Source organism: Pelistega ratti (assembly GCF_009833965.1).
Classification (GTDB): Bacteria; Pseudomonadota; Gammaproteobacteria; order Burkholderiales; family Burkholderiaceae_B; genus Taylorella; species Taylorella ratti.
Map to the genome: position 1 here is coordinate 857,805 of NZ_CP047165.1, position 23,198 is coordinate 881,002.

Below are 23,198 nucleotides of genomic sequence, written 5' to 3' on the forward strand. Positions count from 1 at the left end.
CTATTTATCCGATTGAGCCTTTTGGCGGCGAACCTTAACCGCTTCCGCAAGACGTGCTAATACCACTTCTGTTGTTTCCCAACCGATACAGCCGTCTGTAATACTTTGACCATATTGTAAAGGAACTCCCTCTACATGATCTTGGCGACCAGCAACCAGATGTGACTCAATCATAACACCAAAGATACGCTGATCTCCTGCTTCCATTTGTTGTGCAATATCTTCTAAGACAGCAGGCTGATTTTCTGGTTTTTTAGAACTATTTGCATGACTAGAGTCAATCATAATTCTAGGGGCTAAGCCTGCTTTTTCAAGTTCTACACTTGATGCTTCTACAAATTCAGCTTGGTAGTTAGGTGCTTTACCCCCTCTTAAAATAATATGGCAATCTTCATTACCTTTTGTACGTACAATCGCCGAATGCCCCCCTTTCGTTACAGATAAGAAATTATGTGGTGCAGAGGATGCTTTAATCGCATCAATGGCAATTTTAATATTACCATCTGTACCATTTTTAAACCCTACGGGACAAGAAAGGCCCGAAGCTAATTCTCGATGTACCTGACTTTCAGTTGTACGTGCCCCAATTGCTCCCCAAGAAACAAGGTCTGCAATGTATTGCGGTGTAATCATATCTAAAAACTCACACCCTGCTGGTACACCTTTATCATTAATGCTTAATAATAGTTCACGAGCAATTCGTAGTCCCTTATTAATATTAAAACTATGGTCTAAATCAGGGTCATTGATTAAGCCTTTCCAACCAACAGTTGTACGCGGTTTTTCAAAATACACACGCATAATCACTTCTAATTCATTTTTATAGTTTTCACGTAAGACTTTAAGGCGATCCGCATATTCTAAAGCGGCTTTTGTGTCATGAATAGAACAAGGTCCAACCACAACAACTAAACGATCATCTTTCCCTTGTAGAATATCATGAACGGCATGACGCGTCTGATAAACAACATTAGAAATATCCCGTGTAATAGGGAACTCTCGCATTAAATGTGCTGGAGGGCTAAGCTCTCGAATCTCCTGAATCCGAATATCATCTGTATTGTATGACACATTAATCTCCTATCTATTTCAATTCAGTCAAAGTCTATTTAAACAAAAAGCCGCCTATATTCCTTAGGCGGCTTTTGGACAATATGCATTTTTACGAGTCGCACTGTATCCTTCTCTCCGCACTTACGCATCGAAAAAACCAAGAAAAATAAAAAAATACAGTTTGCATCATCGTTTTCATGTTTTCTATCCTATCACATGATGATGCTTTACCAAGTATTTTTATCAAAAACACTGCTTCTCTGTTGTATATTTACCACGGTTTATTCACTTAAAAACTTCTTACCCCTGTATTAGCAAATGAGGATAAAACCCCCACATCTAAAAGCTCCCATTCTTTTCGTTTACCTTGAATATACTGTTTTTGTTGCCATTCACTTAGTAAACGATTTAAGGTTTCTGCTCTGATACCTAATTGTGTCGCAAGCTGCTTTTGTGTCACAGGGATTGTAATTCTATCACCCTGCTCTTTTCGTAGCTGAATAAAGTAATAAGCCAAACGCTCTGTTGCAGAACTTGATGTCAGTAAATGCACCTGATTAATTTGCTCATACATATTCATACTTACCATAGACAATAGACGGATCGCTAAAGCTGGATATTGATGACAAGCCTTATGCAGTGATTGTCTATCTAAGCAATAAAGTACCACATCTTCTCTGACACGGGCATTCATAGGATATTTTCCATGAGGCATAAACATCGCCGCATGCGCAACAACCTGTCCTTTTTCAAAAATAGAAAAAACCCGCTCTTCTCCTTCCATTGAATAGCGGAACATTTCTAACGCACCCTCCGCCACTAAAAAATATTGAGAAGCCTCGTCCCCTTCTGTAAAAATGACTTTACCTGCAGCTACTTTAGCCAAAAAAGAATTATTCAGTAATACCTCATAAAACTCAGGTGGATACTGTTTAAAAAGACTATGCTGTCTTAGTAAAGTCATTATCGGTTCTTTATCCGTAATTGGATAGTAATTGACTTTTATCATTTATAAACTTAACTGTAAGTGTGAAAATAGAGGGAAAGTGGTACTAGTCAATCGTATTAAATAAAGTAAATAATACTCTCCATGCTAACTCACTTAACCTCTTGCTATTGTACTCGTAAACTGATTATAAAACGGGTATCATAGAATTTTTCAATAATTTCTTATCTTTTTGAACAGTACTGTATGACTTACTACCCTATTTTACTCATCTTACATTTATTAGTTGCTTTTGTTTTTATTGGTACTGTTTTCTTTGAAATGATTTTTTTAGAAAATATTCGTAAGCGAATTCCTAAGGAAATGATGCGTCTATTAGAAAAAGAGGTGGGTATCCGTGCAAGACAAGTCATTCCGTGGGTATTACTAATACTTTTTAGTGCTGGCATTGGTATGGCATGGTTTCATCGTGGAGCATTAAGTCATCCTATCAGTAGCCAATTTGGTGCTTTATTATTATTAAAAATTATATTGGCTATTAGTGTTCTTTGCCATTTTATCACTGTTGTTATATTACAAAAAAAAGGAAAACTAACAGGCAAAATCTCAAAATATGTACATATTAGTGTTCTTTGTCATGTTATTACTATCGTGATTCTAGCAAAAGGGATGTATTACATTCACTGGTAATATCTTTCTTATATTTTCTAGTACATTACCCAAATAACGGATTCTCAATTTTTTAATAGTTGATATTTCAACTATAGCAAGGTATCACTCAACACCCTATTTTATCAATAAAAAAACCTCATCTATAAAAAAGATGAGGTTTTGGGTTTTACATCTTATAGCTAAATAATTTATCTTTAAACTATTGTGTTCCACCTACCGTTAATCCATCTAATCGAATAGTAGGCATACCCACACCAACGGGAACACCCTGTCCTTCTTTCCCACACGTCCCTACACCTGAATCAAGTGCTAAGTCATTACCAATCATAGATACTTTATTCATGGCATCAGGCCCATTACCAATTAATGTAGCCCCCTTAATTGGATAGGTAATCTTACCATTTTCAATCATATAGGCTTCTGAAGCAGAAAAAACAAAGTTACCACTCGTAATATCTACCTGCCCACCTGAAAAATTAGCGGCATAAATACCCTTTTTAACAGAAGCAATAATTTCTTCTGGTGCTTTATCACCATTGAGCATAAAGGTATTTGTCATCCGAGGCATAGGAAGATAAGCATAAGATTCTCGGCGGCCATTCCCTGTTACGGGCATTTTCATTAGACGAGCATTAAGACTATCTTGCATATAACCACGCAAAATACCATCTTCAATCAATACGGTACGCTGTGTAGGATTACCTTCATCATCTACATTTAAAGAACCTCGGCGATCGGCAATTGTACCATCATCAATAACTGTCACACCCTTTGAAGCTACTCGTTCACCAATACGACCAGAGAAAACACTTGAGCCTTTACGATTAAAGTCTCCCTCTAATCCATGCCCCACCGCCTCATGTAATAAGATACCCGGCCACCCTGATCCTAAGACAATGGTCATTTCACCTGCAGGTGCTTTTTGAGCTTGAAGATTAGTGAGCGCCTCATTCACCGCTTTATGCACATATTGTTGTAATAGCGCTTCAGTAAAGTAGTTTAAGCCAAAACGACCGCCACCGCCTGCACTACCCACTTCACGGCGACCATTACGCTCTGCAATGACAGTTATAGATAAACGTACAAGTGGGCGAACATCTGCCTGCAACCGTCCATCAGACCCAGCCACCATCACCACATCATACTCAGCACTCAACCCACCCATTACCTGTACAACAGCAGGATCATAAGCACGAGCAAGCTCATTCACGCGCTCTAGTAAAGCAACTTTTTCCTTGGTATCAACACTACCTAAGGGATTAATAGGTGCATATAACTGATGGGGTTCTGCAAAGGTATCACTAACTTTTGCCTTGCCCGCTCCCTGACGAGCAATCGCCTTTACTGTACTAGCCGCATTCATTAAAGCCTTAGCAGAAATATCATCAGAATAAGCAAAAGCTGTTTTATCACCTGTTATCGCACGTACCCCAACCCCTTGAGAAATATTAAAACTGCCTGATTTTACAATCCCCTCCTCTAGTCCCCAACTTTCGCTTCGTGTATGCTGAAAATATAAATCAGCATAGTCCACTTTATGCGTAAAAATCTCAGATAGTGTTTTAGAGAGAGAACTCTCATTTAATGAATAAGGGTCTAATAATAAAGACTTGGCTTGCTGTAAAGCATTGAGAGGTTTTGTCATATGGTTAAAATTTCTATATAAATACTCACATGAATAGAAACAGCATAGATACCCACTACACCACACTAAAAGCGTATCTCATAGTGGGAATTACCGTCATAACATATAAGCTAAAATAAAGTTTACAACAATAACATATATTTTCTTTCTTAGACAATCACACAAGAGGGAAAGCCATATAAAATTTATGCTAATGATTTACGATGATTTATTAACCTTAACAGGTTGATTGACTTGTTTACTCTTTTCTATATCAAATACTACTTTTTTAGGGCCAGTATTCGTACCGGGGAAATCATCAAAAATAGAAGCCAATAAATACGGCATCACCTGACTTAGCATAGCACTTTCTGACTCTGTTAAAGCCTGTGCTTGATAAACGGGCTTTCCACTTTTATCACGAATCCCCAAACTTAATACAAAACGGCGATAGGTAACAGGATAGGTATCAACACGAGGGACATAAGCAACATTAAAACCTGACGAAAAACCATTTCCCCAACCATAATAACCATAATCCCCAAAGAACCACCCAAAACTAGGATAAAAAACAGGTTCACGGTAATATTCTTGAACAATACGCTCTTTCTCTTGCACATTAACAGAGAAATCAACTAAATAATGTGCTTTCTTCACATTATTGGTTTGCATTAAACCTGTTTTCCACATTTCTTGTGCAATTAAATTCTCATATGCTCTTTTTTCTAAATTATGGCTATTATCCTGACTAAATGCGTATAGTTTACCTTGTGCTTCTGATGGCCAATTATTAAAGGCATTCACTTGGGTAGAAAAAGTTTTAGTGCTTGAGCAAGCGGTTAATGCTAATACACTAACAAGCCCCATATATTTGAAAAACTGACGAAAAAGAGACATAAGACGCTCCATAATAATGGTTATACCCATAAAATTCTGAATGAATCGCTATAATATAACCGTTTTCTGTTTTTTATGGGTGAATTAATCAATGTCAGTCTCTTCTCATACAATTTATCGTAAAGATTATCGTCCTTATCCCTTTACCATTGAACGTGTTCAGCTGCACTTTGCACTTGAACCACAACATACCATTGTCACCAACACAATGCACGTTATTACGAAAGAACATAATGCAACAATGGTACTCAATGGGGAGGATATTGAATTACAAGCTATTTACATCAATGGAAAAGCACTGACATCCTATGAATATAGCGATAATTTACTTCAATTCAAGCCATCTGAAACAGAATTTGATCTTAAAATTGTATCTAGTTGCAACCCTAGTGCTAATAGTACCTTAATGGGTCTGTATGTTTCAGGTCAAAGTTTTTTCACACAATGTGAAGCTGAGGGTTTTAGACGTATTACCTTTTTCCCTGATCGTCCAGATGTAATGAGTGAATACATTGTAACGATTGAAGCGGATAAAAAACAATACCCTTATCTACTCTCTAATGGTAATCTCATTTCTAGTCAAGACCTTGATAATGGTCGTCATCAAGCCGTTTGGCATGACCCATTCTTAAAGCCTTGCTACCTTTTTGCCCTTGTTGCTGGTGATTTTGATATTCGTGAAAAAACAAGCCATACACGCTCAGGACGAGAAGTTTTACTTCAAATCTATAGTGATAAAGGAAGTGGTGATCAGACACTTTGGGCATTAGATAGTCTAGAGCGTTCTATACAATGGGATGAAAAACGCTTTAATCTTGAACTTGATTTAGACCGCTTTATGATTGTCGTTACCCATGATTTTAATATGGGGGCAATGGAAAATAAAGGGCTAAATATCTTTAATGCTGTTTATGTTCTTGCTGACCCTGAAACTGCTACAGATGCAAACTATATGGGGATTGAATCTGTTGTTGGTCACGAATATTTCCATAACTGGACAGGTAATCGAGTAACTTGCAGAGATTGGTTTCAACTATCCCTCAAAGAAGGGCTAACAGTATTCCGCGATCAAGAGTTCTCTGCGGATATGGCTGCTCGCCTATTGCCACCAGAAGCTGCACTAAGCGCTAGAACTGTTAAGCGTATTGAAGATGTTACCCATTTACGCGCAGCACAATTTCCAGAAGATGCAGGCCCAATGGCTCACCCTATTCGACCTGATAGCTATCAAGAGATTGGTAACTTCTACACCATGACCGTTTATGAAAAAGGGGCTGAGGTTATCCGTATGCAGCACACCCTACTTGGTGAAGAAGGTTTTCAACAAGGTATGCAAGAATACTTCCGTCGTCATGATGGACAGGCAGTAACGTGCGATGATTTTGTCAATGCTATGGAAAGCGTTTATAAAGCACGTCATTCTGGAAAAGACTTTAGTGTTTTCCGCCATTGGTATTCACAAGCAGGTACACCAACGGTTAATGTACAACTTGATTATGATGCACACCAACAAACCGCAAGTATTACTCTCACACAACATTGTGATAAGGTTGGTGTCGAAAAATTACAAGCGGATATGGAGAAAAAACCTTTCCATATTCCTTTCCATATCGGTATGCTTAACCAAGCAGGACAAGCGATTCCTCTTAATATTGGGGGATTAGAAGATATTACACCTACTCTACAAAACGGGGTTTTACTTGATCTTAAAGTGCCTTCTCAAACATGGGTATTCAAAGGTATTAAAGAGCGTCCTATTCTTTCACTTTTGCGCGACTTCTCTGCACCTGTTTCTGTTATTTATGATTATTCTTTTGAAGAATTAGCTGTACTATGTGCACATGATAGTAATCCTTTTGCTCGCTGGGAAGCCACTCAAGAACTTATTAGCCGAGAAATCCTACGTCTAACACAATGTATTCAGGAAGAGAAATCACTTGCCCTCAATCCTATCATTCATCAGGTTTGGCAACATAATTTAAGCGATCCTCTTTTAGATGCTGCTTATCGCACATGGATTCTTGCTTTACCCTCTGAAAAAGTATTATTAGAACGCCTACATCCTATTACGCCACTTGCGCTAAATAAAGCACTACAATTTGTCCGTCAATCCCTTGCCACCGTACACCGAGATATATGGATAAGTACCTACCAACACTACCATACACAAGAAGATTATCAACCTGATCCGATTAGTATTGGTAAACGCAGCCTTAAAAATTTAAGTTTAAACTATCTACTTTCTATTAAAGACCCTGAGGGTATAGCTCTTGCCAAGACACAATATCAACAGGCTAAAAATATGACAGATAGAATGGGTGCTATCAGTGCTTTACTTCATTATGCAGATAAGGCAGATACCGAAACAATTAACCAAGATTTCTATCAACGATTTGAAAATAATCCACTCGTGATGGATAAATGGTTTGCTTTACAAGCAACTTCTGCTCAATCTGTTAAAACTATTCGTACACTGATGGATAACCCTCTCTTTACTTTACGCAATCCAAATAGAGTAAGAGCCTTACTTTTCCAATTCTGCATGAATAATACTGAAGCCTTCCATCAGAATAATGGTGAAGCCTATACATTCTGGGCAGAACAAGTCATTGCTTTAGATGCTATTAATCCCGAAGTGGCAGCACGCTTTGCACGCGTAATGGATAACTGGCAACGCTTTGCTGAACCGCACAAAACACAAATGCAAAAAGCATTACAATCTATCGCTCAACAGACCGCTTTATCGAAAAATACCACAGAAATTATCGAAAAAGCCCTTAGTATTTAATCGCATCGGAGAATAAAATGCATAAAACTTTATCTCAATATCTGGTTGAACAACAACGTCAAGGCTTTTTATTATCAGAAGACTTAAAAGCCTTGATTGAAGGAATTGCTCGCTCTTGCAAAAGTATTGCTCATGTTGTTGCTAAGGGAGCTTTAGGTGGCGTTCTTGGCAATCAAGGGACAGACAATGTACAAGGTGAAGCTCAGAAAAAAATGGATGTTATTTCAAATGACATCTTATTACAAGCCAATGAATGGACAGGACATCTTGCAGGTATGGCATCAGAAGAGATGGATACCATTTATAAGATTCCTAATAACTACCCCAAAGGCAAATACCTATTACTCTTTGATCCACTTGATGGCTCTTCTAATATTGATGTCAATGTTTCTATTGGCACTATTTTTTCTATTCTTAAAGCCCCCGAAGATAGCTTTAATAGAGAACTAACCGAAGCCGATTTCTTACAAGCTGGTTCACAACAAGTAGCAGCAGGCTATGCCCTTTATGGTCCTCAAACCCTTCTTATGCTTACCATTGGCCATGGGGTTGTATGCTTTACCTTGGATAAAGATGTAGGTACTTGGCTATTAACACAAGAAAATATCCAAATTCCGACCGAAACAAAAGAATTTGCAATTAATATGTCAAACAGCCGTCACTGGGATACTCCTGTTCAAAATTATATTCATGATTGTTTAGCAGGAACAACAGGCCCTCGAGGGAAAGACTTTAATATGCGTTGGGTAGCCTCTATGGTAGCAGAAGTGCATCGTATTCTCCAACGTGGCGGTATTTTCCTCTACCCTTGGGATAAACGTGACCCTAATAAAGCAGGTAAATTACGTCTGATGTATGAAGCAAATCCAATGAGTTTCTTAATTGAGCAAGCAGGTGGGGCTTCAGTTGATACAGTTAATCGCATCCTAGATATTCAGCCTAGTCAATTACATCAACGAGTTAGTGTTATTCTTGGCTCTAAAAATGAGGTCGAAACCGTTAAACAGTATTTTGTTTAATACTTGATGAAAAGTAAGGTAATCTTCTTCATTCTATCTTATTAAGTAAAGTTAAGATACACTGAATTATTGAAAGGGGGCAAACTATTGCAGTTTGCTCTTTTTTTATTGGAGAGTTAGTATATGTTCATTTAAATTGAAAATAAAAGCAATAGCATAGAAAAAGGAATATATTTCTTTAATTACTTCATAAAAATTTACAAAATTTTCTTTAAATCTAAAATGAATATCCTAATAATTTCTATAAAAATGATTAATTTATTTATTTCTTGTTATCATTTCTGGTATATTATTAACAATATATTTCATTATTTATCAGAGAGAACAACTTATGCTATCTAAAAAACTTTTACTAAGTGCCATTATTCTCAGTATAGGCTTAGTAGGTTGTAAAACATTAGAAGATTTCTTTGGTTATAACAAACAGGGAAATTATGCTGAAACATACCAAGGAACACAAATAGAGCGAGTGCAGTTATACAGCAAAGATCCTAATGGTCGAGCGGTTTATTATAAAACATTAAAATCCTCTAATGTTCGTTCAGGCCCACGAAAAACAGCGACTATTGTGGGTGGACTTCCAGCAGGACAGCGTTTCTTGGTCGCTGGCTATACCAAAGACAATTGGGTTGCGGTTGAAAGTCGTGGACGTATTGTAGGATATGTGCATGGCTCTTTAGTCAGAGAACTATCTGCTGCCGAGCTCAAAGCGCCTAACAAAACTCATAAAGCAAATACCAAAGCCAATAACAAAACTAAAAAAGAAGAAGGCGAAGATATTGATGCTATTCTGACGAAAGAAACCAAAGAAGAAGGCGTTAATTTAGACGAACTTTAATAAAATTTTTTGTATAAATAAGGACTATGTCAATAATAGAACATAGTCCTTTTTACCATATTCTTTTACTTTATTTATTAGGTGTTATCATGCTGAAAAAGATGATAGTAATACTACTAAGCATTTACGGTTCAACCACTCTTGCACAAGAAACAAGCTATCAAGTGGGTTACTCCAAAAAAGAAGACATTAAAATTGTGGCAGAAAATGCAACAAAAGACTCTTGGTGCCAGTCTTCGGTTCATTTACAATTTTTAGAGGGAAATACAACAAAGCCTGATAGTGTTCCTACCCTATTTTCCAAATTGGATAAATTATTTACCGCACTCAAATGCCCTACTGTAGAAACGATTCACTGGAAACATCTTAATCACCAAGGCAGTCTTATTGCAAAAGGCACAACAACAAAAGCCAATGGTTGGCAATATTCAACAGCTACAACACCAACAACAACCAATACACCAATAGCTGCAGAAGATACTAATATAGCTACAGAAGATACTAATATAGATAGCATAGGTAATACTACTACGGTAGAAAATACTTTATCGACTACCATATCAGCTGAAATCGTTGATCATACACCAAATAAAGAAACCTCCTCAGCTGAAATACCCCATCAAACACCTACTACTATAACCACTAATGAGACCACAACAGCGATAAATACAAAAGAGAATACGAGTCCAAATCAACACACTGACCCTATTAAGCAAGAGACTAATCTTATTCATACAGCAGCTTTCTCTGTTGGTTCATGGACTCCTCCCACCCCAGAGCAAAAACAACACTATAAAACACTCTTTACAGCACTTAAAGATCAAAATGGGTGTATTGTGTTAATGCCTAATACAAAAAAAACAATTGAACAAGATTGGAAATCCACTACCGTTGAAACCACAGGGGCTATTTGCGATAGTCAAGGGTATTTACATGGTGCAGGAACAATTTCACTTATCCGTACAGATGGTGTTGCTCTAAGTGATAAAGCTAAACTATGGTTCCAACATGGTTTACCCTTTAGTAGTGAAATTCGAGATATACAGTTAGATAATCTCAATTTTATCAATACAGATAACAACCTTTATTTCTTCACTTATGGATCTAATACACAAGACAAAAGCCATTATTTTATTCCTACTGAATTAAAAACATACACTAATTTTCCTTTTTTTAATATACAGGATCATTTTTTAATCCTCACCGCATTACCAATGGATAATTTTAAAAAAGTAGATTTTATTCGTCCTCAAGTCGATACGGCAATGCAACGTTTTATTAAGGCTAATCCCAACCTTAACTATGATTTCAGAATCACTTTCTTAGATGATTTACCTACTGATTTTAGTCTCTACGATATAAATCCTCGGCTTTATTCTATTCGTATAGAGCGACCCTTATTTTCTAAAAAAGATACTCCTTGGCAATATAATTTAAAAACAGCTGATAATTATGTTTATCAACGAGAAGAGCAACAACGCCGTAAAGCTTTTCGACAAAAGCAACAACTCGCCTACCAAGAGCAAGAGCGTTTAGAAAAATACCATTCGCTTAAAACAAAAGTAATTGATGAGCAATCATTACAGTCCATGATTTATCAGAATATTCGCTATACCGTACCTTTTCTTAGCACAAACTATGACAATCTTTATGAAGAGGATTATGATGAAAAGTTCTCTAGTATTATTCATATTACAGATAGCAAAGATGGTCATGCTATTATTTCATTTCCTTATGAAATGCATTTACTGGATAAAGGCGACTTAGCAAAAGGTTGGTATTTACTAAAGGGACATCAAAAAATTGATAAAACAACACTTGATAGTAAAGGACTCCCCATCACCTTAGTAACATTAAAAGAAAAAGACCATATTTACCCTTGCCAAGAAGAAGGTTGTAAAGATATGCTAAATCCTACCGCCTTAATACGTTATACCGAAGGAATTCCAGATTGGGATCCTGTTAAAGCCAAAGCATTAATTGATGAAGTGGCTAACCATCATTAATCCATGAGGTACTATATGAATTTCTTATCTAAAAAAAGTTTTTTAATTCCTACTGCTAGTACGATTATTCTAGTAGCAGGATGGTTTATCACCTCTTCTATTGCTACGAATAAAGCAGAAGAAAAAATAAATACCTTTCTCTCTGATTCAGGTTTACAGTCCATTGTTCAGTATGATCATATTAAGGCATCTCCTTTTGGAACAGTAACACTTGATAAAGTAAGTATTAAGAAAGAGTCCCTACTAACAACCATTGAAAAAGTCATTATTCATCACTATGAGAACACTGAAGACGCTAAAGCCATCGATATTGAAGCGATTGGTATAGATGACAGTAAAGGGATAATAGCCATTACCCGTACCTTGGCACATGAGACGGCATATTTTAAACCAACCCTCTCTCATCTTCGACTTCAGGTTAATGCAATAGAAAATAAAGGAAGTATTAATGCTGACTACAATGTTCCCCATGTTGCACAATTCAATCTATCATTTGATTTAAATAATACTAAGCCTATACTTAATCTACTTAATCAAAAAAGCAAGCCATCTACCAAAGAGTTCGCTTTTTCAATGGCAATGAGCGGTGAAAAAGCACTTGAAAAAGTCGCATTAAGTAAAGCCAATATACACATCAAAGATGACTCAGGTATGGAACGTGTTGTAAATCTTTTTAAGCGCTATAACACAACCCCTCTTCCTTCAGAAGATATTGAAAAAACACAAAACAAACATTATCAGGAAAAAATTGATGGTATTGTTAATGCTTGCTTATCTAACTTTAATCCAGACAATCAAGTTTTTATAAAAGTAGAAGATTCGAAAGACGCTTACCATAATCTCAAAGATTTTCTTTTATTAAAAAATCAATCATTAACCATCAATATAACGCCTGAACATCCAATTACAATCGATAGACTTTTAGGTGGTATGATTTTTAGAGGTATTAGAGGAATGCTTTACCAAAAGGATAATATTATCTCTATTGAGTTTTTAGATTAAACTTAATTTACCTTGGCTTAAATGGCGTAAGTAAATATTTACGCCATTTTTTATGTTATATCTTTATACACAACCTAAATACCAACAATATTCTCTTATCATTTATCCTTTTTATTAGATACGGTAAAGAGCAACATCCCTCCTCTTTCCTCATCAATATATTTATTCTAGCTCTACAATACCTAAAGATATTAAATACTGATATGTATTATCATAAAATTTACTTAAACGTGTACTATCAGTATCACTACCTTTTGGAATCCAAATAACCATTCCTTGGCGTGCTCTAGTCAATAAGACACGATATGCATTTTTAGTAAACTGTCTATCCTCTTCTTTATTAATATTTTGCCACTTGCTTCCTTTAAAAGATTGATAATGCCATTTATTACTTTCATAATAAAAATACTACGAATATCCTATATCTGTCTTATCATAAGATAAATTAATAAAGATATATTCCAAGCAAGTAAATAGTAATTTACCAAGGTACTAACAGGATAAGGTCCAAATATCTATAAAGTAGATATAAAGTAATGACAAACTAGTTAAAACTGCATAAACTATTTAATATATACATATATCTACTCTCATAAAATACGATATACAAGTTATATTTAAATAGCTTTTCTCTCTACCTGTGGTGCGCGCAAAGACAAGCACCTGTTGATATGGTTTTGAATTCTTGTGGTCATTATCCGTTTTCCTTATCCATTTGTTTTAATAGGCGGTCAAAATCGCTTTCAAACAAGCGGTCTTGCACAATGCGGTATTTTTCAAATTCACTTTCGGCATGCAATTTTGCCTGTTCATGTGAAATTTTTCCCGGTCCGGTCAGGATTTCATTGCCATTGAACTCAAGAAAACCGTCCAGACGTTTTGCCCAATCCTGCATAGACATTGGGATTTTCCGCATTGCCTGGAGCTCAGCAAAATCTAAATAAAGAGAAACAATCCGTTCAAGATATTTCATTTCAGTTTCGCTTAAATAATTTTTGGCAACAGATACATCAGAACGGATAATTTTCCCATTCGGTGCTGCATCCCAATAAGTCAGTCCCATATTTTTCTTATCGGCATCAGCTCGAGCAACAATTAACTCTGCAGCGGTATGTCTATGCACCGCCCAATGCAGTTTGTTTTGTACCAAAGCAAAAAACTCACGCGTAGTAGGTGCCTGTTTGTCATAATCAAAGGCTGTAGCATATAAATCTGTTACTTTCTGATAAAACTTGCGCTCGGACAGGCGAATTTCACGAATATATTCCAGCTGCCGCTCAAAATATTCATCTGTAAACATATGCCCTTTTTTCAGGCGTTCCACATCCATCGTCCAGCCTTGGATAGTGTAATCTTTAACAATTTGCCCTGCCCATTTACGAAACTGTACCGCCCGTTCATTATTAACCTTGAAACCAACAGCAATAATAGCCTGCAAATTATAATGTTTAGTACGGTATTGCTTACCATCATCGGCAGTTATTAAGTATTCCTTAATAACTGAGTCAGGAATAAGTTCGCCATCATCAAAAACCCTTTTCAGATGCTGGTTGATGGCAGGAATGGAAACATCATAGAGCGTCGCCATCATTTTTTGAGTAAGCCAAATATTTTCATTTTCATATCTCATTTCTACAGAATGGGAACTCCCTCCCGTGGCTGCAACAAATGTCAAATATTCCGCCGTTGGTGATCGGGTAATAGAAATCTCTCGTTTTTTTGCTGTTTTACTCATTATATCCCTCTTCAAATAAAACACCTTGATTTCCAACCGCACTTTTACTATTTTTGGTTTTTATTGGGGTTGGAAAATTAATTTCAGAGGAAGCTGATTCCTCTTCAGACATAGGCAAATTAGCAATATTTAAACTGTAATCATCATGCCCCCATTCGCAACGAGCCAACACCATTTTAGGAATTTTTTTCAAAGAAAGATTCTCAAAGCGTTCAGCCGCTTGAACTATCGTGATACCACGCCAAGCCGCACAACACACTAAAAGGGTTCGGTTATCCCCTACTTCATCTGACAATACTTGCAATTGTTCCACAGATAACGTTTGTGTCGTCACATAAATAAAATCACATTCACTGGAAAAGCCGTGTTGCCACCATAAAGTCTCAGATGGTTGATAAGTAAAGCCTTCTAGTTTAGCCAGTGCTTCCGCTAACATTTTAGGATTGTATTCAGGATTAATAATTGGATTACCCCATTTATCATTCACTATTAGAGTCGGCGCTAAGCGGTAATAACGAAACCCACCACCGCCCTGCCAGTTCACCGCTTTAGAAATTCCACCTTGATCTGTGCCGTCAATCACCTTTTGCAAACGCGGGATAATATGGGTATGGCAATGTTCACCCAGCTCGACCATAATCCAACGTTGCCCCATTTTATGGGCAACTGCACCGGTGGTGCCGCTGCCTGCGAAAGAATCTAGGACAAGATCGCCGGGGTTGGAGGCTAGATGAATGATACCTTGTAAGAGTTTTTCGGGTTTTGGGGTATCAAATACATCTTCAGCATTAAATTGTTTAACTTCCTTTTTTGCGTCTTGATTGTGTCCAACTTCTTCATGCAACCAAATTGTCAGGCTTATCATTCCTTCTTTAACTTCTGTGAGAAATTTTTTCAATGATGGGACATTATTACCTGTTTTCCCAAACCAAATACGATTATCAGCAACCAGCTCATTAAAACATTCTTTTGACGTAACCCAACATCTACTTTTGGGTGAATTAACTACATGCCCTGTGGGTGTAGTAATCGGATAATCATTTGCAGCAGAATATGTTTTTACTGAAAAGTCAGTTGATTTCCAAATCCCACGCAGATCATTATCAGGATTTTTATAATGTGCTTCCGCCTCGTCCGTGCGTTGTAAAAGGTTAGGTCTCCAAATATCCTTATTTTTGGCATAAACCAAAATATAATCATGATTATCAGACAACCACTTTGCATTATTTTGTGGCGAGTACTTTTTTTGCCAAATAGAATTGGAAACAAAATTCCCCTGCCCGAACACTTCATCACACAACACCTTTAAATAATGTGCTTCGTTGTCATCAATGGTTATCCACAGCAAACCGTCATCCGCCAGCAAACGCTTAATAATTTCCAGTCGGTCGCGCACCAGCCCCAACCAAATCGAATGCTCCAGCCCGTTATCATAATGCTCAAATGCATTTCCAGTATTATATGGAGGATCAATATAAATACACTTCACCCTACCCGCAAACTCCTGCTCCAATGCCCTGAGTGCCAGCAGGTTATCACCAAAAATCAGCCGGTTATCAAACAGATCATTTTCCGACCGCACTTGCGTATGATACGACTTCTCCGCATCTTCCAATAAAATCCGCGACTCCAGTTTCGGACATTTATCTTTGCTTATCCAAGTGAGTTCTAATTTTTGTTTGTTCATAACTTTACACCTTATTTATTAACCTTGGATTTTGCAGCAGCATCAAATATTTCGTCATTGATAGGAGAACGCAAACGATCGTTATTAAGCAGTTTTAATAATAAATCTATTGTTTCTTCTTCAACTACAATCTGCCCATTCTCCACCTTCAAATCCCATTTTTCTTTTTTATTGACAGCAATTAATTTTTTAAGATAATCAAGTTGTTTATAATAACTGGATTTTAATATAGAAACCATTTTTCGCAGATGATGTAGATTATTGCCAACATACTGCTCAATCAATTCTATATTTTTAAAAGTCGCAAGATTTTTGAAATCGTCTATAACTTCGGCAGACTTTTTCTTCATTCCTTCACGAAAATTCATGGAACTCTCAAACTGTTTCTTGCTCGCTATAAATACTGTCTCTTCATAAACAAAAAAATCATAATTTGGATAAATAACAAAAACCTCTTTATCATCAGGATCAACCAATTCTTTATTTATAAAAAACAGAACCCCTTTTGAAGCCACCTTTTTAGGCTGTGTGTCCATATTGATTTTTTTCCAGGCATACAATTTTTTATCATCTTTTTCAAACAAAATAACATAAGCCCATGAATTAAGCAGATCTTTATGATTATCTACTCTTGGATTATCAAAACCTTTATTTATTTCCAGCTCAACTTTTTCAAAATCCGTAATACCAGAATCAATTGTTAGCAATACATCATCACAGTCTGCATTGCTATAATCATATTTCTCAACATGAAACTCTTTCCCTTGAAGTTGATTTTTCAGGTAACCTTTAAAGCGAGTAGGCAGTTTTTTATCCATATCGACACGCCAAGCATGATACGAAGCTTCTTTGATAGCTGTTGGAGTCTTTCTTTTTATCAGCCAAAATGATACAAACCAATCATTAAAATTTTCTGCTTGTATTTCTTTAATTTGTTTTTTAGTATTTGTACTCATGATTTTTCCTTATCACTCTTATAATCAGAGTTTGAACGAATATATAGATAATGAGAAAGCCTATCTAAACAAACTGTATCACCAGAACCAATAGGCTGCATCAATCTGATGTGGATTTAAATCTACTTGAGAATCAACTAACGTACTTGCTAGAGAATCAATACTTCCATTTTCCGCCTGACGAGTGAGCAACCAGACATAATATTTCACTTGATGGGGAGTAAGTAAATCTGGCAATATAACCTCCTATAAATAATTTATTAGAATTTATATTTAGTTAAAATATTTTAAAATTATATTATAAAAAACCAACAATCCCTTCTTTATACTCCTAAACAAAAAATTCCTTCTACTTCCCCTATATATCCTTATTACTTCACTCATAACAATCACCTCCTATGCCCTACCTCTTAAAACCATACTGTTCAATCCCCTTAATCAGCATTATTTGTATCAAAACAACAACACTCATCATAAAAACCACTTTTTTCTTGCCAAAACTACTATTCTCATGCATAATTAAACTCTTAACGTGCCCGTAGCTCAGTTGGATTAGAGTACTTGGCTACGAACCAAGGGGTCGTGGGTTCAAATCCTGCCGGGCGCGCCAAATTTCATAATATATCTCCTTAAAAAGTTAAGCGCCCGTAGCTCAGTTGGATTAGAGTACTTGGCTACGAACCAAGGGGTCGTGGGTTCAAATCCTGCCGGGCGCGCCAGACAAGCGAACTTGGGGTATTCCCAAGTTCGTTTTCTTTTATCCTCTTTTTGTTTCCCCATTTCAACAAAAGCTAGAACCACCCAATATCGTCTTTCTTACCCTTCTAACTTATTATTCAAGATAACGATATTCCCACGTCAACCCCCAAATTAAACAAACTCTATTTACCAACATATCTGTATTACCCTTAAAATATATAATGCGTAGCAAATACTTCACTTAAATAATAAGCGACTCCTATCTTTTATCCATTCCACTCTCTTCCCAGTTTATTTTATATCTAAACATTACATACCCTCTCTTTCAATTCTTACCATTCAAATACTTTTAACATTTAATTTTTACTATCAATTTCATTACACTTATTCAAGCTGATATAATAGACTTTCCATTTTTCTCTTTTCCCATAAAAGCATTTTCTATATACTATAAAAGGTTTTTATATGTCAGCAGTATCTCCCCTATTAAGCGTTCATTTACGTTTACTTGGTATGGCTATATTGTGGGGAGCATCTTGGCCCTGGGGAAGAATACTGGCACAAACGATTCCACCTATTACCGCTTCCACCCTACGATTTTTAATTGCCAGTGGTGCGCTTATCATATGGCTATATCATCATGATCATTTTAAAGCGGCTCGCTCTCTCACTAAAAAACAATGGATAGGGCTTTTAGCGACAGGGGTAATAGGCGTTTTTGCTTACGCTATTTGTTTTCTATCTTCATTGCAATACTTACCCTCTGGTAAGGCCTCTGCTGCTATTGCTTTAAATCCTGCTTTTACCCTAATACTTGCCGCCTTATTTCTCAAAGAAAAACTAAACAAAATAATTATTCTAGGTATTATTCTCGCTATTTTTGGGGCTTTATATGCACTTTCACAAGGACACCCAATACGGTTTCTCTCTGGCAATCTACATACAGGAGAATATCTTTTATTAACAGCAGTTATTTGCTGGGTAGCTTATACCTTATTAGGACGTATTGTATTAAAAGGGATTGACTCACTCACTGCTACTACCATAAGTAGTATTTTTGGGACTATTTTGCTATTAATAACTAGTATTACTGTTGAAGGTCAGTCAGCATGGGAAAGCTTTTTACAAGCACCATCACAGAGTTATATCGCACTGATTTGTCTTGCTTTAGGTTCTACTACACTAGCATACGCTTGGTACTTCAATGGTATTAAAGCACTAGGAGCAGGTAATGCAGCTGCTTATACCTCTCTTGTACCTGTTTTTGGTATTCTGATTTCTGCGGTATGGTTAGGTGAACCCCTACACTTATCTCTACTTATTGGTGCACCACTAGCTATTTTTGGAATGTTACTGATGAATATTGGTCAGCGACAATAATGACTCGCCCTTTTTTAATCAAAATAACCCATCCCTCATGCGGTAGTTTAACTTCTCGATCAAAGCCCAGTTGATGTACTTCTCTTAACTGTTTAAGCCATTCTTTAAGCCGATTTTCACTTGGCATTGCTAATTGGAAGAGACTTAACCAATAACGTAATACATTACTTTGACGATAAGGGGGAAGCATTCTCCATGCTTTAAGACAAAAGCTATGCTGATTATCTTTTATATCTAAACCATCAAAGTCTATTTTTGCCATATCATCAGCTAATTGTTGCATTTCCTGCATTAATCTTGCATGACGAGAAAGGTTTTGCTTCCAACTTGGCCAAAATTGGTTCAAATAAGGACTAAGATACTGACGGATAGCACCTCGTTTATAGCGACTATCCATATTACTACTATCCTGCACAGGTTTCCACTGGTATTGCTGTGTAAATCCCTCAGCTACCTTTAAAATAACAGCACGATCTACCCCTAACCAAGGTCGATAAAAAGAAATTTCTTTTTTCTGGATATGACTCAACATACCTCGCATACCCAAAACACCACTCCCCCTTAGCAAACGAAGTAAGACAGTCTCTGCTTGATCATTTAAATGATGTGCTAATAAAAAATGAGAAACTTGTTGTTCCTTAGCAAAATGATAATAAGCCTGATAACGTGCTTCTCTAGCAGCCCCCTCTATACCAAGCCCACTTGATGTATCTACCTTTACTCGCTCGATAAAGCAAGGCACATCAAGCAATTTTGCTAATGTAAGACACTCTTCTACCCATTCATCTGCTTCTGGCATTAAACCATGATGCACATGGATAAAAGAAAGCGTAATCTTATATTGAGATGCAAGTTCAGTCGCACATACAGCTAACATAGCAGAATCAACCCCACCACTTAAACCAATAGCAACACGTTTTCCTTGTAGTGTCGCAAATAAATCAGTGAGTGGCAATAATAAACGACTAGCCTCTTTTGTCAATAGATACGGTTTATTATTCAAGATGACGACCCTATATCACAAGCCATAGATTCGCTTTAACTTAAAGAATAGTTGATAGTAATCATTAATATATCAATAAGATCTAACATCCTATTCATATTAATTTAAGTTAAAAATAACGATAGTAAGCTATTCAAATACTTATTTGATCGAAAGACCTACTTGCTTATCTACCTTCTCCGCTACCTTTAATCAGTATGGATATACCAGGCAAATAAGCATTATAGTAAAGTCCATCTAGGTTTAATTACCTTTCTTAAAGATTTTTAACCTAAATAGATTTATTTTTCTAGTACCCGACCGTAAGACATTAATCGCTCTAGACGGCGATCAATAAGTTCTTGCGTTGATAACCCTTTTACTTGTCGTATCGCTTCAGCTAAGGCAAGTTTTAAGGCCTTACTCATAGCAATATGATTACGGTGAGCCCCCCCTACAGGTTCAGCTACCACTTTATCAATTAACCCAAACTCTAATAAACGTGGAGCAGTAATCGCTAAGGCTTCTGCCGCTAAAGAGGCTTTTTCTGCACTACGCCATAAAATAGAAGCACATCCTTCTGGAGAAATAACAGCATAAGTCGAGTATTGCAACATTTGTACAACATCACCAACAGCAATCGCCAAAGCACCGCCTGACCCACCTTCACCAATAATTGTTGCAATAATAGGCACTTTTAACTCAGCCATTGCATATAAATTATGCCCAATCGCCTCTGACTGCCCTCGCTCTTCTGCCCCAATCCCAGGATAAGCCCCCGGTGTATCCACAAAGGTAAAAATAGGAAGATTAAATTTCTCTGCTAATCGCATCAAACGTAATGCCTTACGATATCCCTCTGGTCGTGGCATACCAAAATTACGTTTGGCACGCTCTTTTGTATCACGTCCTTTTTGATGACCTATCACCATACACGCTTCACCATTAAAACGTGCTAATCCACCTACAATCGAAAGATCATCCGCATACATACGATCACCATGTAATTCATGAAAATCCGTAAAAATAGCATTCACATAATCCATCGTGTAAGGACGTTGAGGGTGACGAGCCACCAAAGCGGTTTGCCAAGGTGTCAACTTCTCGTAGATTGACTTGGTTAATGACTCACTTTTTTGTTGAAGACGAGCCACCTCTTCTGAAATATCCACTGCTGAATCCGAAGAAACATTACGTAGTTGCTCTATTTTTTGTTCTAATTCTTCAATGGGTTTTTCAAATTCCAAAAACGTATTTTTCATAAGTTGCACCTAATATATTTTTAACTGTTTTGCATTATATCTTACTAGTTTCATAACTATACCATAAATACCAACGTATCACGGTAATGCTATATTCTCCCAGCCTTGTAATGCATTATTAATGACTGTCTCCATACTAAATCCTTAATCACCCTCTCAGGATTATAGTTATAGAAAACAATATTGACTTAAACTCACTATATACGACGCCACTGGGTGACACCACCAGGCTTATCTTCTAGTTCAATACCGGCTTCTTTTAAAAGTTGACGAATTTCATCGGCACGCGTAAAGTTTTTATCCTTTTTCGCTTGTGTACGTTCTTGTACTAAGACATCAATCTGGTTTTCATCTAAAGTATCTTGCTGTGCGGTGGCATGACGTGTATAACGTGTAGCTGTACGTAAATACTGCTCTGGCTCTTGTTGCAATAAACCTAAAATACCGCCCAATGCTCTTAACTGACCTGCTAATACTTTTGATTTTTCACGATTAACGGCTGTATTTAGTTCAAATAAAACCGATACCGCAAGAGAAGAATTAAAATCATCATCCATTGCCTCTGAAAATTCAGCTGCATAGCAATTTGACCAATCTACTTCAGCCTCCTCAAAGCCTATATTATGTAATGTTTGATATAGCCTATCCAAAGCTGCTTGCGCATCAAATAAATTATCAGGCGTAAAATTCTGTGTACTACGGTAATGATTCCGTACAATAAAAAAGCGTAGCATCTCTGCTTCTCGAGGATTAAAGGCATAGGTAGCCGTATCACTCGGTATATCTTTAGCAATTGTTTCTCGAATTGTTTTAAAATTCCCCAATGATTTAGACATTTTGTCATTATCCACCATCAAAGGACCACAGTGCATCCATACATTCGCTAAAGCACCACCATAAGCGCCCTCTGTTTGTGCAATTTCATTTTCATGATGGGGAAATTTTAAATCGGGCCCTCCACCATGGATATCCAAAGGTAATCCTAATAATGCCTTACTCATTGCTGAACATTCAATATGCCAACCTGGACGCCCCCAACCATAGGGAGATGCCCATTTAGAATCCTCAGGCTCTTCTACTTTGGCTGATTTCCATAAAACAAAATCCAAAGGATCACGTTTACTATCTGAAACGGCAATCCGTTCACCTGCACGCAAATCATCTAAAGAGCGACCAGACAACTTACCATAGCCAGCAAATTGACGTACCGCATAATTCACATCACCATCATCGCCTTGATAAGCTAAGCCCTTTTGTTCTAAGTCATGGATAATTTGCAGCATACCAGGAATATGATTCGTTGCCCTCGGCTCATAAGTAGGCGATTGTACGCCTAATGCTTTTTCATCAGCGTGCATAGCCTCTGTATAGAACTGCGTTACTTCTTTCAATGCTTTTTGCGTAGTCACTGCTTTTTTAATAATCTTATCATCAATATCTGTCACATTACGCACATAAGTGACTTCATAACCCTTTAAACGTAACCAACGTTGTACCACATCAAAACTAACCAACATTCGAGCATGCCCAAGATGGCAAAAATCATATACCGTCATTCCACAGACATACATACGCACTTTTTTATCTTCAACCGTTTTAAATGGTTCTTTTTGACGTGATAAAGAGTTATAAATCAACATAATGGTTTTCTC

General features: G+C 36.9%; 19 protein-coding genes and 2 tRNA genes. 9 read left to right on the top strand and 12 right to left on the bottom strand.

Features of this window, described 5'->3' with window-relative positions:
• Nucleotides 1–1,071, bottom strand: coding sequence for a 3-deoxy-7-phosphoheptulonate synthase AroG (gene aroG / locus F9B76_RS03710; protein ID WP_159990904.1), 1,071 nt, complete (start codon nt 1,069–1,071; stop codon nt 1–3).
• Between the two features lie 271 nt (nt 1,072–1,342).
• On the bottom strand, nt 1,343–2,017 hold the full coding sequence (locus tag F9B76_RS03715; protein WP_159990905.1) for a Crp/Fnr family transcriptional regulator: 675 nt from the start codon (nt 2,015–2,017) through the stop codon (nt 1,343–1,345).
• Between the two features lie 228 nt (nt 2,018–2,245).
• On the opposite strand from F9B76_RS03715, the gene F9B76_RS03720 reads away from it, so the two are divergent.
• Nucleotides 2,246–2,689, top strand: coding sequence for a CopD family copper resistance protein (locus F9B76_RS03720; RefSeq protein ID WP_159990906.1), 444 nt, complete (start codon nt 2,246–2,248; stop codon nt 2,687–2,689).
• Nucleotides 2,690–2,870: 181 nt separating this feature from the next.
• On the opposite strand, the gene tldD is transcribed toward F9B76_RS03720, so the two are convergent.
• Nucleotides 2,871–4,316, bottom strand: a complete 1,446-nt coding sequence (gene tldD, locus F9B76_RS03725; protein ID WP_159990907.1) for a metalloprotease TldD — start codon at nt 4,314–4,316, stop codon at nt 2,871–2,873.
• 198 nt (nt 4,317–4,514) lie between these two features.
• Nucleotides 4,515–5,192: a DUF4136 domain-containing protein gene (locus tag F9B76_RS03730; protein WP_159990908.1), complete on the bottom strand. Its 678-nt coding sequence runs from the start codon at nt 5,190–5,192 to the stop codon at nt 4,515–4,517.
• A gap of 91 nt (nt 5,193–5,283) precedes the next feature.
• Between F9B76_RS03730 and pepN the strand changes: the two genes are divergently transcribed.
• From pepN to F9B76_RS03755, 5 genes are all read left to right on the top strand, one after another.
• The gene (pepN, locus tag F9B76_RS03735; RefSeq protein ID WP_159990909.1) at nt 5,284–7,980 is read left to right on the top strand and encodes an aminopeptidase N; all 2,697 of its coding nucleotides are present in this window, start codon (nt 5,284–5,286) and stop codon (nt 7,978–7,980) included.
• A 17-nt stretch (nt 7,981–7,997) separates the two neighbouring features.
• The gene (locus tag F9B76_RS03740) at nt 7,998–8,999 is read left to right on the top strand and encodes a class 1 fructose-bisphosphatase (RefSeq protein ID WP_159990910.1); all 1,002 of its coding nucleotides are present in this window, start codon (nt 7,998–8,000) and stop codon (nt 8,997–8,999) included.
• Between the two features lie 331 nt (nt 9,000–9,330).
• Nucleotides 9,331–9,837, top strand: a complete 507-nt coding sequence (locus F9B76_RS03745; protein WP_159990911.1) for an SH3 domain-containing protein — start codon at nt 9,331–9,333, stop codon at nt 9,835–9,837.
• Nucleotides 9,838–9,926: 89 nt separating this feature from the next.
• The gene (locus F9B76_RS03750) at nt 9,927–11,843 is read left to right on the top strand and encodes a hypothetical protein (protein WP_159990912.1); all 1,917 of its coding nucleotides are present in this window, start codon (nt 9,927–9,929) and stop codon (nt 11,841–11,843) included.
• Between the two features lie 15 nt (nt 11,844–11,858).
• Complete coding sequence (locus tag F9B76_RS03755; protein ID WP_159990913.1) at nt 11,859–12,845, top strand: hypothetical protein; 987 nt, start codon at nt 11,859–11,861, stop codon at nt 12,843–12,845.
• 162 nt (nt 12,846–13,007) lie between these two features.
• On the opposite strand, the gene F9B76_RS10510 is transcribed toward F9B76_RS03755, so the two are convergent.
• From F9B76_RS10510 to F9B76_RS03780, 5 genes are all read right to left on the bottom strand, one after another.
• On the bottom strand, nt 13,008–13,190 hold the full coding sequence (locus F9B76_RS10510; RefSeq protein WP_159992083.1) for a DNA/RNA helicase domain-containing protein: 183 nt from the start codon (nt 13,188–13,190) through the stop codon (nt 13,008–13,010).
• 349 nt (nt 13,191–13,539) lie between these two features.
• On the bottom strand, nt 13,540–14,580 hold the full coding sequence (locus F9B76_RS03765) for a virulence RhuM family protein (RefSeq protein ID WP_159990914.1): 1,041 nt from the start codon (nt 14,578–14,580) through the stop codon (nt 13,540–13,542).
• A complete protein-coding gene (locus F9B76_RS03770; RefSeq protein WP_159990915.1) occupies nt 14,573–16,267 on the bottom strand; it encodes a site-specific DNA-methyltransferase in 1,695 nt (564 codons plus the stop codon). Before F9B76_RS03770 ends, F9B76_RS03765 begins: the two co-directional genes overlap by 8 nt.
• An 11-nt stretch (nt 16,268–16,278) precedes the next feature.
• A complete protein-coding gene (locus tag F9B76_RS03775; RefSeq protein WP_159990916.1) occupies nt 16,279–17,223 on the bottom strand; it encodes a Kiwa anti-phage protein KwaB-like domain-containing protein in 945 nt (314 codons plus the stop codon).
• Nucleotides 17,224–17,301: 78 nt separating this feature from the next.
• Nucleotides 17,302–17,460 (bottom strand): hypothetical protein, encoded by a 159-nt coding sequence (locus F9B76_RS03780; RefSeq protein WP_201289346.1) that lies wholly within the window; start codon nt 17,458–17,460, stop codon nt 17,302–17,304.
• A gap of 295 nt (nt 17,461–17,755) precedes the next feature.
• On the opposite strand from F9B76_RS03780, the gene F9B76_RS03785 reads away from it, so the two are divergent.
• The 3 genes from F9B76_RS03785 to F9B76_RS03795 all read left to right on the top strand — a co-directional run bounded on the left by F9B76_RS03785 (nt 17,756) and on the right by F9B76_RS03795 (nt 19,302).
• Nucleotides 17,756–17,833: transfer RNA gene (locus tag F9B76_RS03785), tRNA-Arg, on the top strand.
• A 31-nt stretch (nt 17,834–17,864) separates the two neighbouring features.
• Nucleotides 17,865–17,942, top strand: a tRNA-Arg gene (locus tag F9B76_RS03790).
• A gap of 445 nt (nt 17,943–18,387) precedes the next feature.
• Nucleotides 18,388–19,302, top strand: coding sequence for a DMT family transporter (locus F9B76_RS03795; RefSeq protein ID WP_243140675.1), 915 nt, complete (start codon nt 18,388–18,390; stop codon nt 19,300–19,302).
• Here F9B76_RS03795 and tilS read toward each other — a convergent pair.
• From tilS to cysS, 3 genes are all read right to left on the bottom strand, one after another.
• On the bottom strand, nt 19,259–20,305 hold the full coding sequence (gene tilS / locus F9B76_RS03800) for a tRNA lysidine(34) synthetase TilS (protein WP_159990917.1): 1,047 nt from the start codon (nt 20,303–20,305) through the stop codon (nt 19,259–19,261). The genes F9B76_RS03795 and tilS overlap by 44 nt on opposite strands.
• A gap of 281 nt (nt 20,306–20,586) precedes the next feature.
• Complete coding sequence (locus tag F9B76_RS03805) at nt 20,587–21,546, bottom strand: acetyl-CoA carboxylase carboxyltransferase subunit alpha (protein ID WP_159990918.1); 960 nt, start codon at nt 21,544–21,546, stop codon at nt 20,587–20,589.
• Between the two features lie 197 nt (nt 21,547–21,743).
• Entirely contained in the window at nt 21,744–23,189 is a 1,446-nt protein-coding gene (cysS, locus tag F9B76_RS03810; RefSeq protein ID WP_201289375.1) for a cysteine--tRNA ligase, read from the bottom strand.
• Between the last annotated feature and the right edge of the window lie 9 nt (nt 23,190–23,198).

Bases quoted from the DNA above. Each gene is read 5' to 3' on its own strand.
- F9B76_RS03715 (WP_159990905.1), bottom strand. From the start codon at position 2,017: ATGACTTTACTAAGACAGCATAGTCTTTTTAAACAGTATCCACCTGAG.
- F9B76_RS03805 (WP_159990918.1), bottom strand. From the start codon at position 21,546: ATGAAAAATACGTTTTTGGAATTTGAAAAACCCATTGAAGAATTAGAA.
- F9B76_RS03755 (WP_159990913.1), top strand. From the start codon at position 11,859: ATGAATTTCTTATCTAAAAAAAGTTTTTTAATTCCTACTGCTAGTACG.
- tldD (WP_159990907.1), bottom strand. From the start codon at position 4,316: ATGACAAAACCTCTCAATGCTTTACAGCAAGCCAAGTCTTTATTATTA.
- F9B76_RS03740 (WP_159990910.1), top strand. From the start codon at position 7,998: ATGCATAAAACTTTATCTCAATATCTGGTTGAACAACAACGTCAAGGC.
- F9B76_RS03770 (WP_159990915.1), bottom strand. From the start codon at position 16,267: ATGAACAAACAAAAATTAGAACTCACTTGGATAAGCAAAGATAAATGT.
- F9B76_RS03795 (WP_243140675.1), top strand. From the start codon at position 18,388: ATGTCAGCAGTATCTCCCCTATTAAGCGTTCATTTACGTTTACTTGGT.
- F9B76_RS03775 (WP_159990916.1), bottom strand. From the start codon at position 17,223: ATGAGTACAAATACTAAAAAACAAATTAAAGAAATACAAGCAGAAAAT.
- F9B76_RS03765 (WP_159990914.1), bottom strand. From the start codon at position 14,580: ATGAGTAAAACAGCAAAAAAACGAGAGATTTCTATTACCCGATCACCA.
- F9B76_RS03750 (WP_159990912.1), top strand. From the start codon at position 9,927: ATGCTGAAAAAGATGATAGTAATACTACTAAGCATTTACGGTTCAACC.
- F9B76_RS03745 (WP_159990911.1), top strand. From the start codon at position 9,331: ATGCTATCTAAAAAACTTTTACTAAGTGCCATTATTCTCAGTATAGGC.
- F9B76_RS03730 (WP_159990908.1), bottom strand. From the start codon at position 5,192: ATGTCTCTTTTTCGTCAGTTTTTCAAATATATGGGGCTTGTTAGTGTA.
- pepN (WP_159990909.1), top strand. From the start codon at position 5,284: ATGTCAGTCTCTTCTCATACAATTTATCGTAAAGATTATCGTCCTTAT.
- F9B76_RS03720 (WP_159990906.1), top strand. From the start codon at position 2,246: ATGACTTACTACCCTATTTTACTCATCTTACATTTATTAGTTGCTTTT.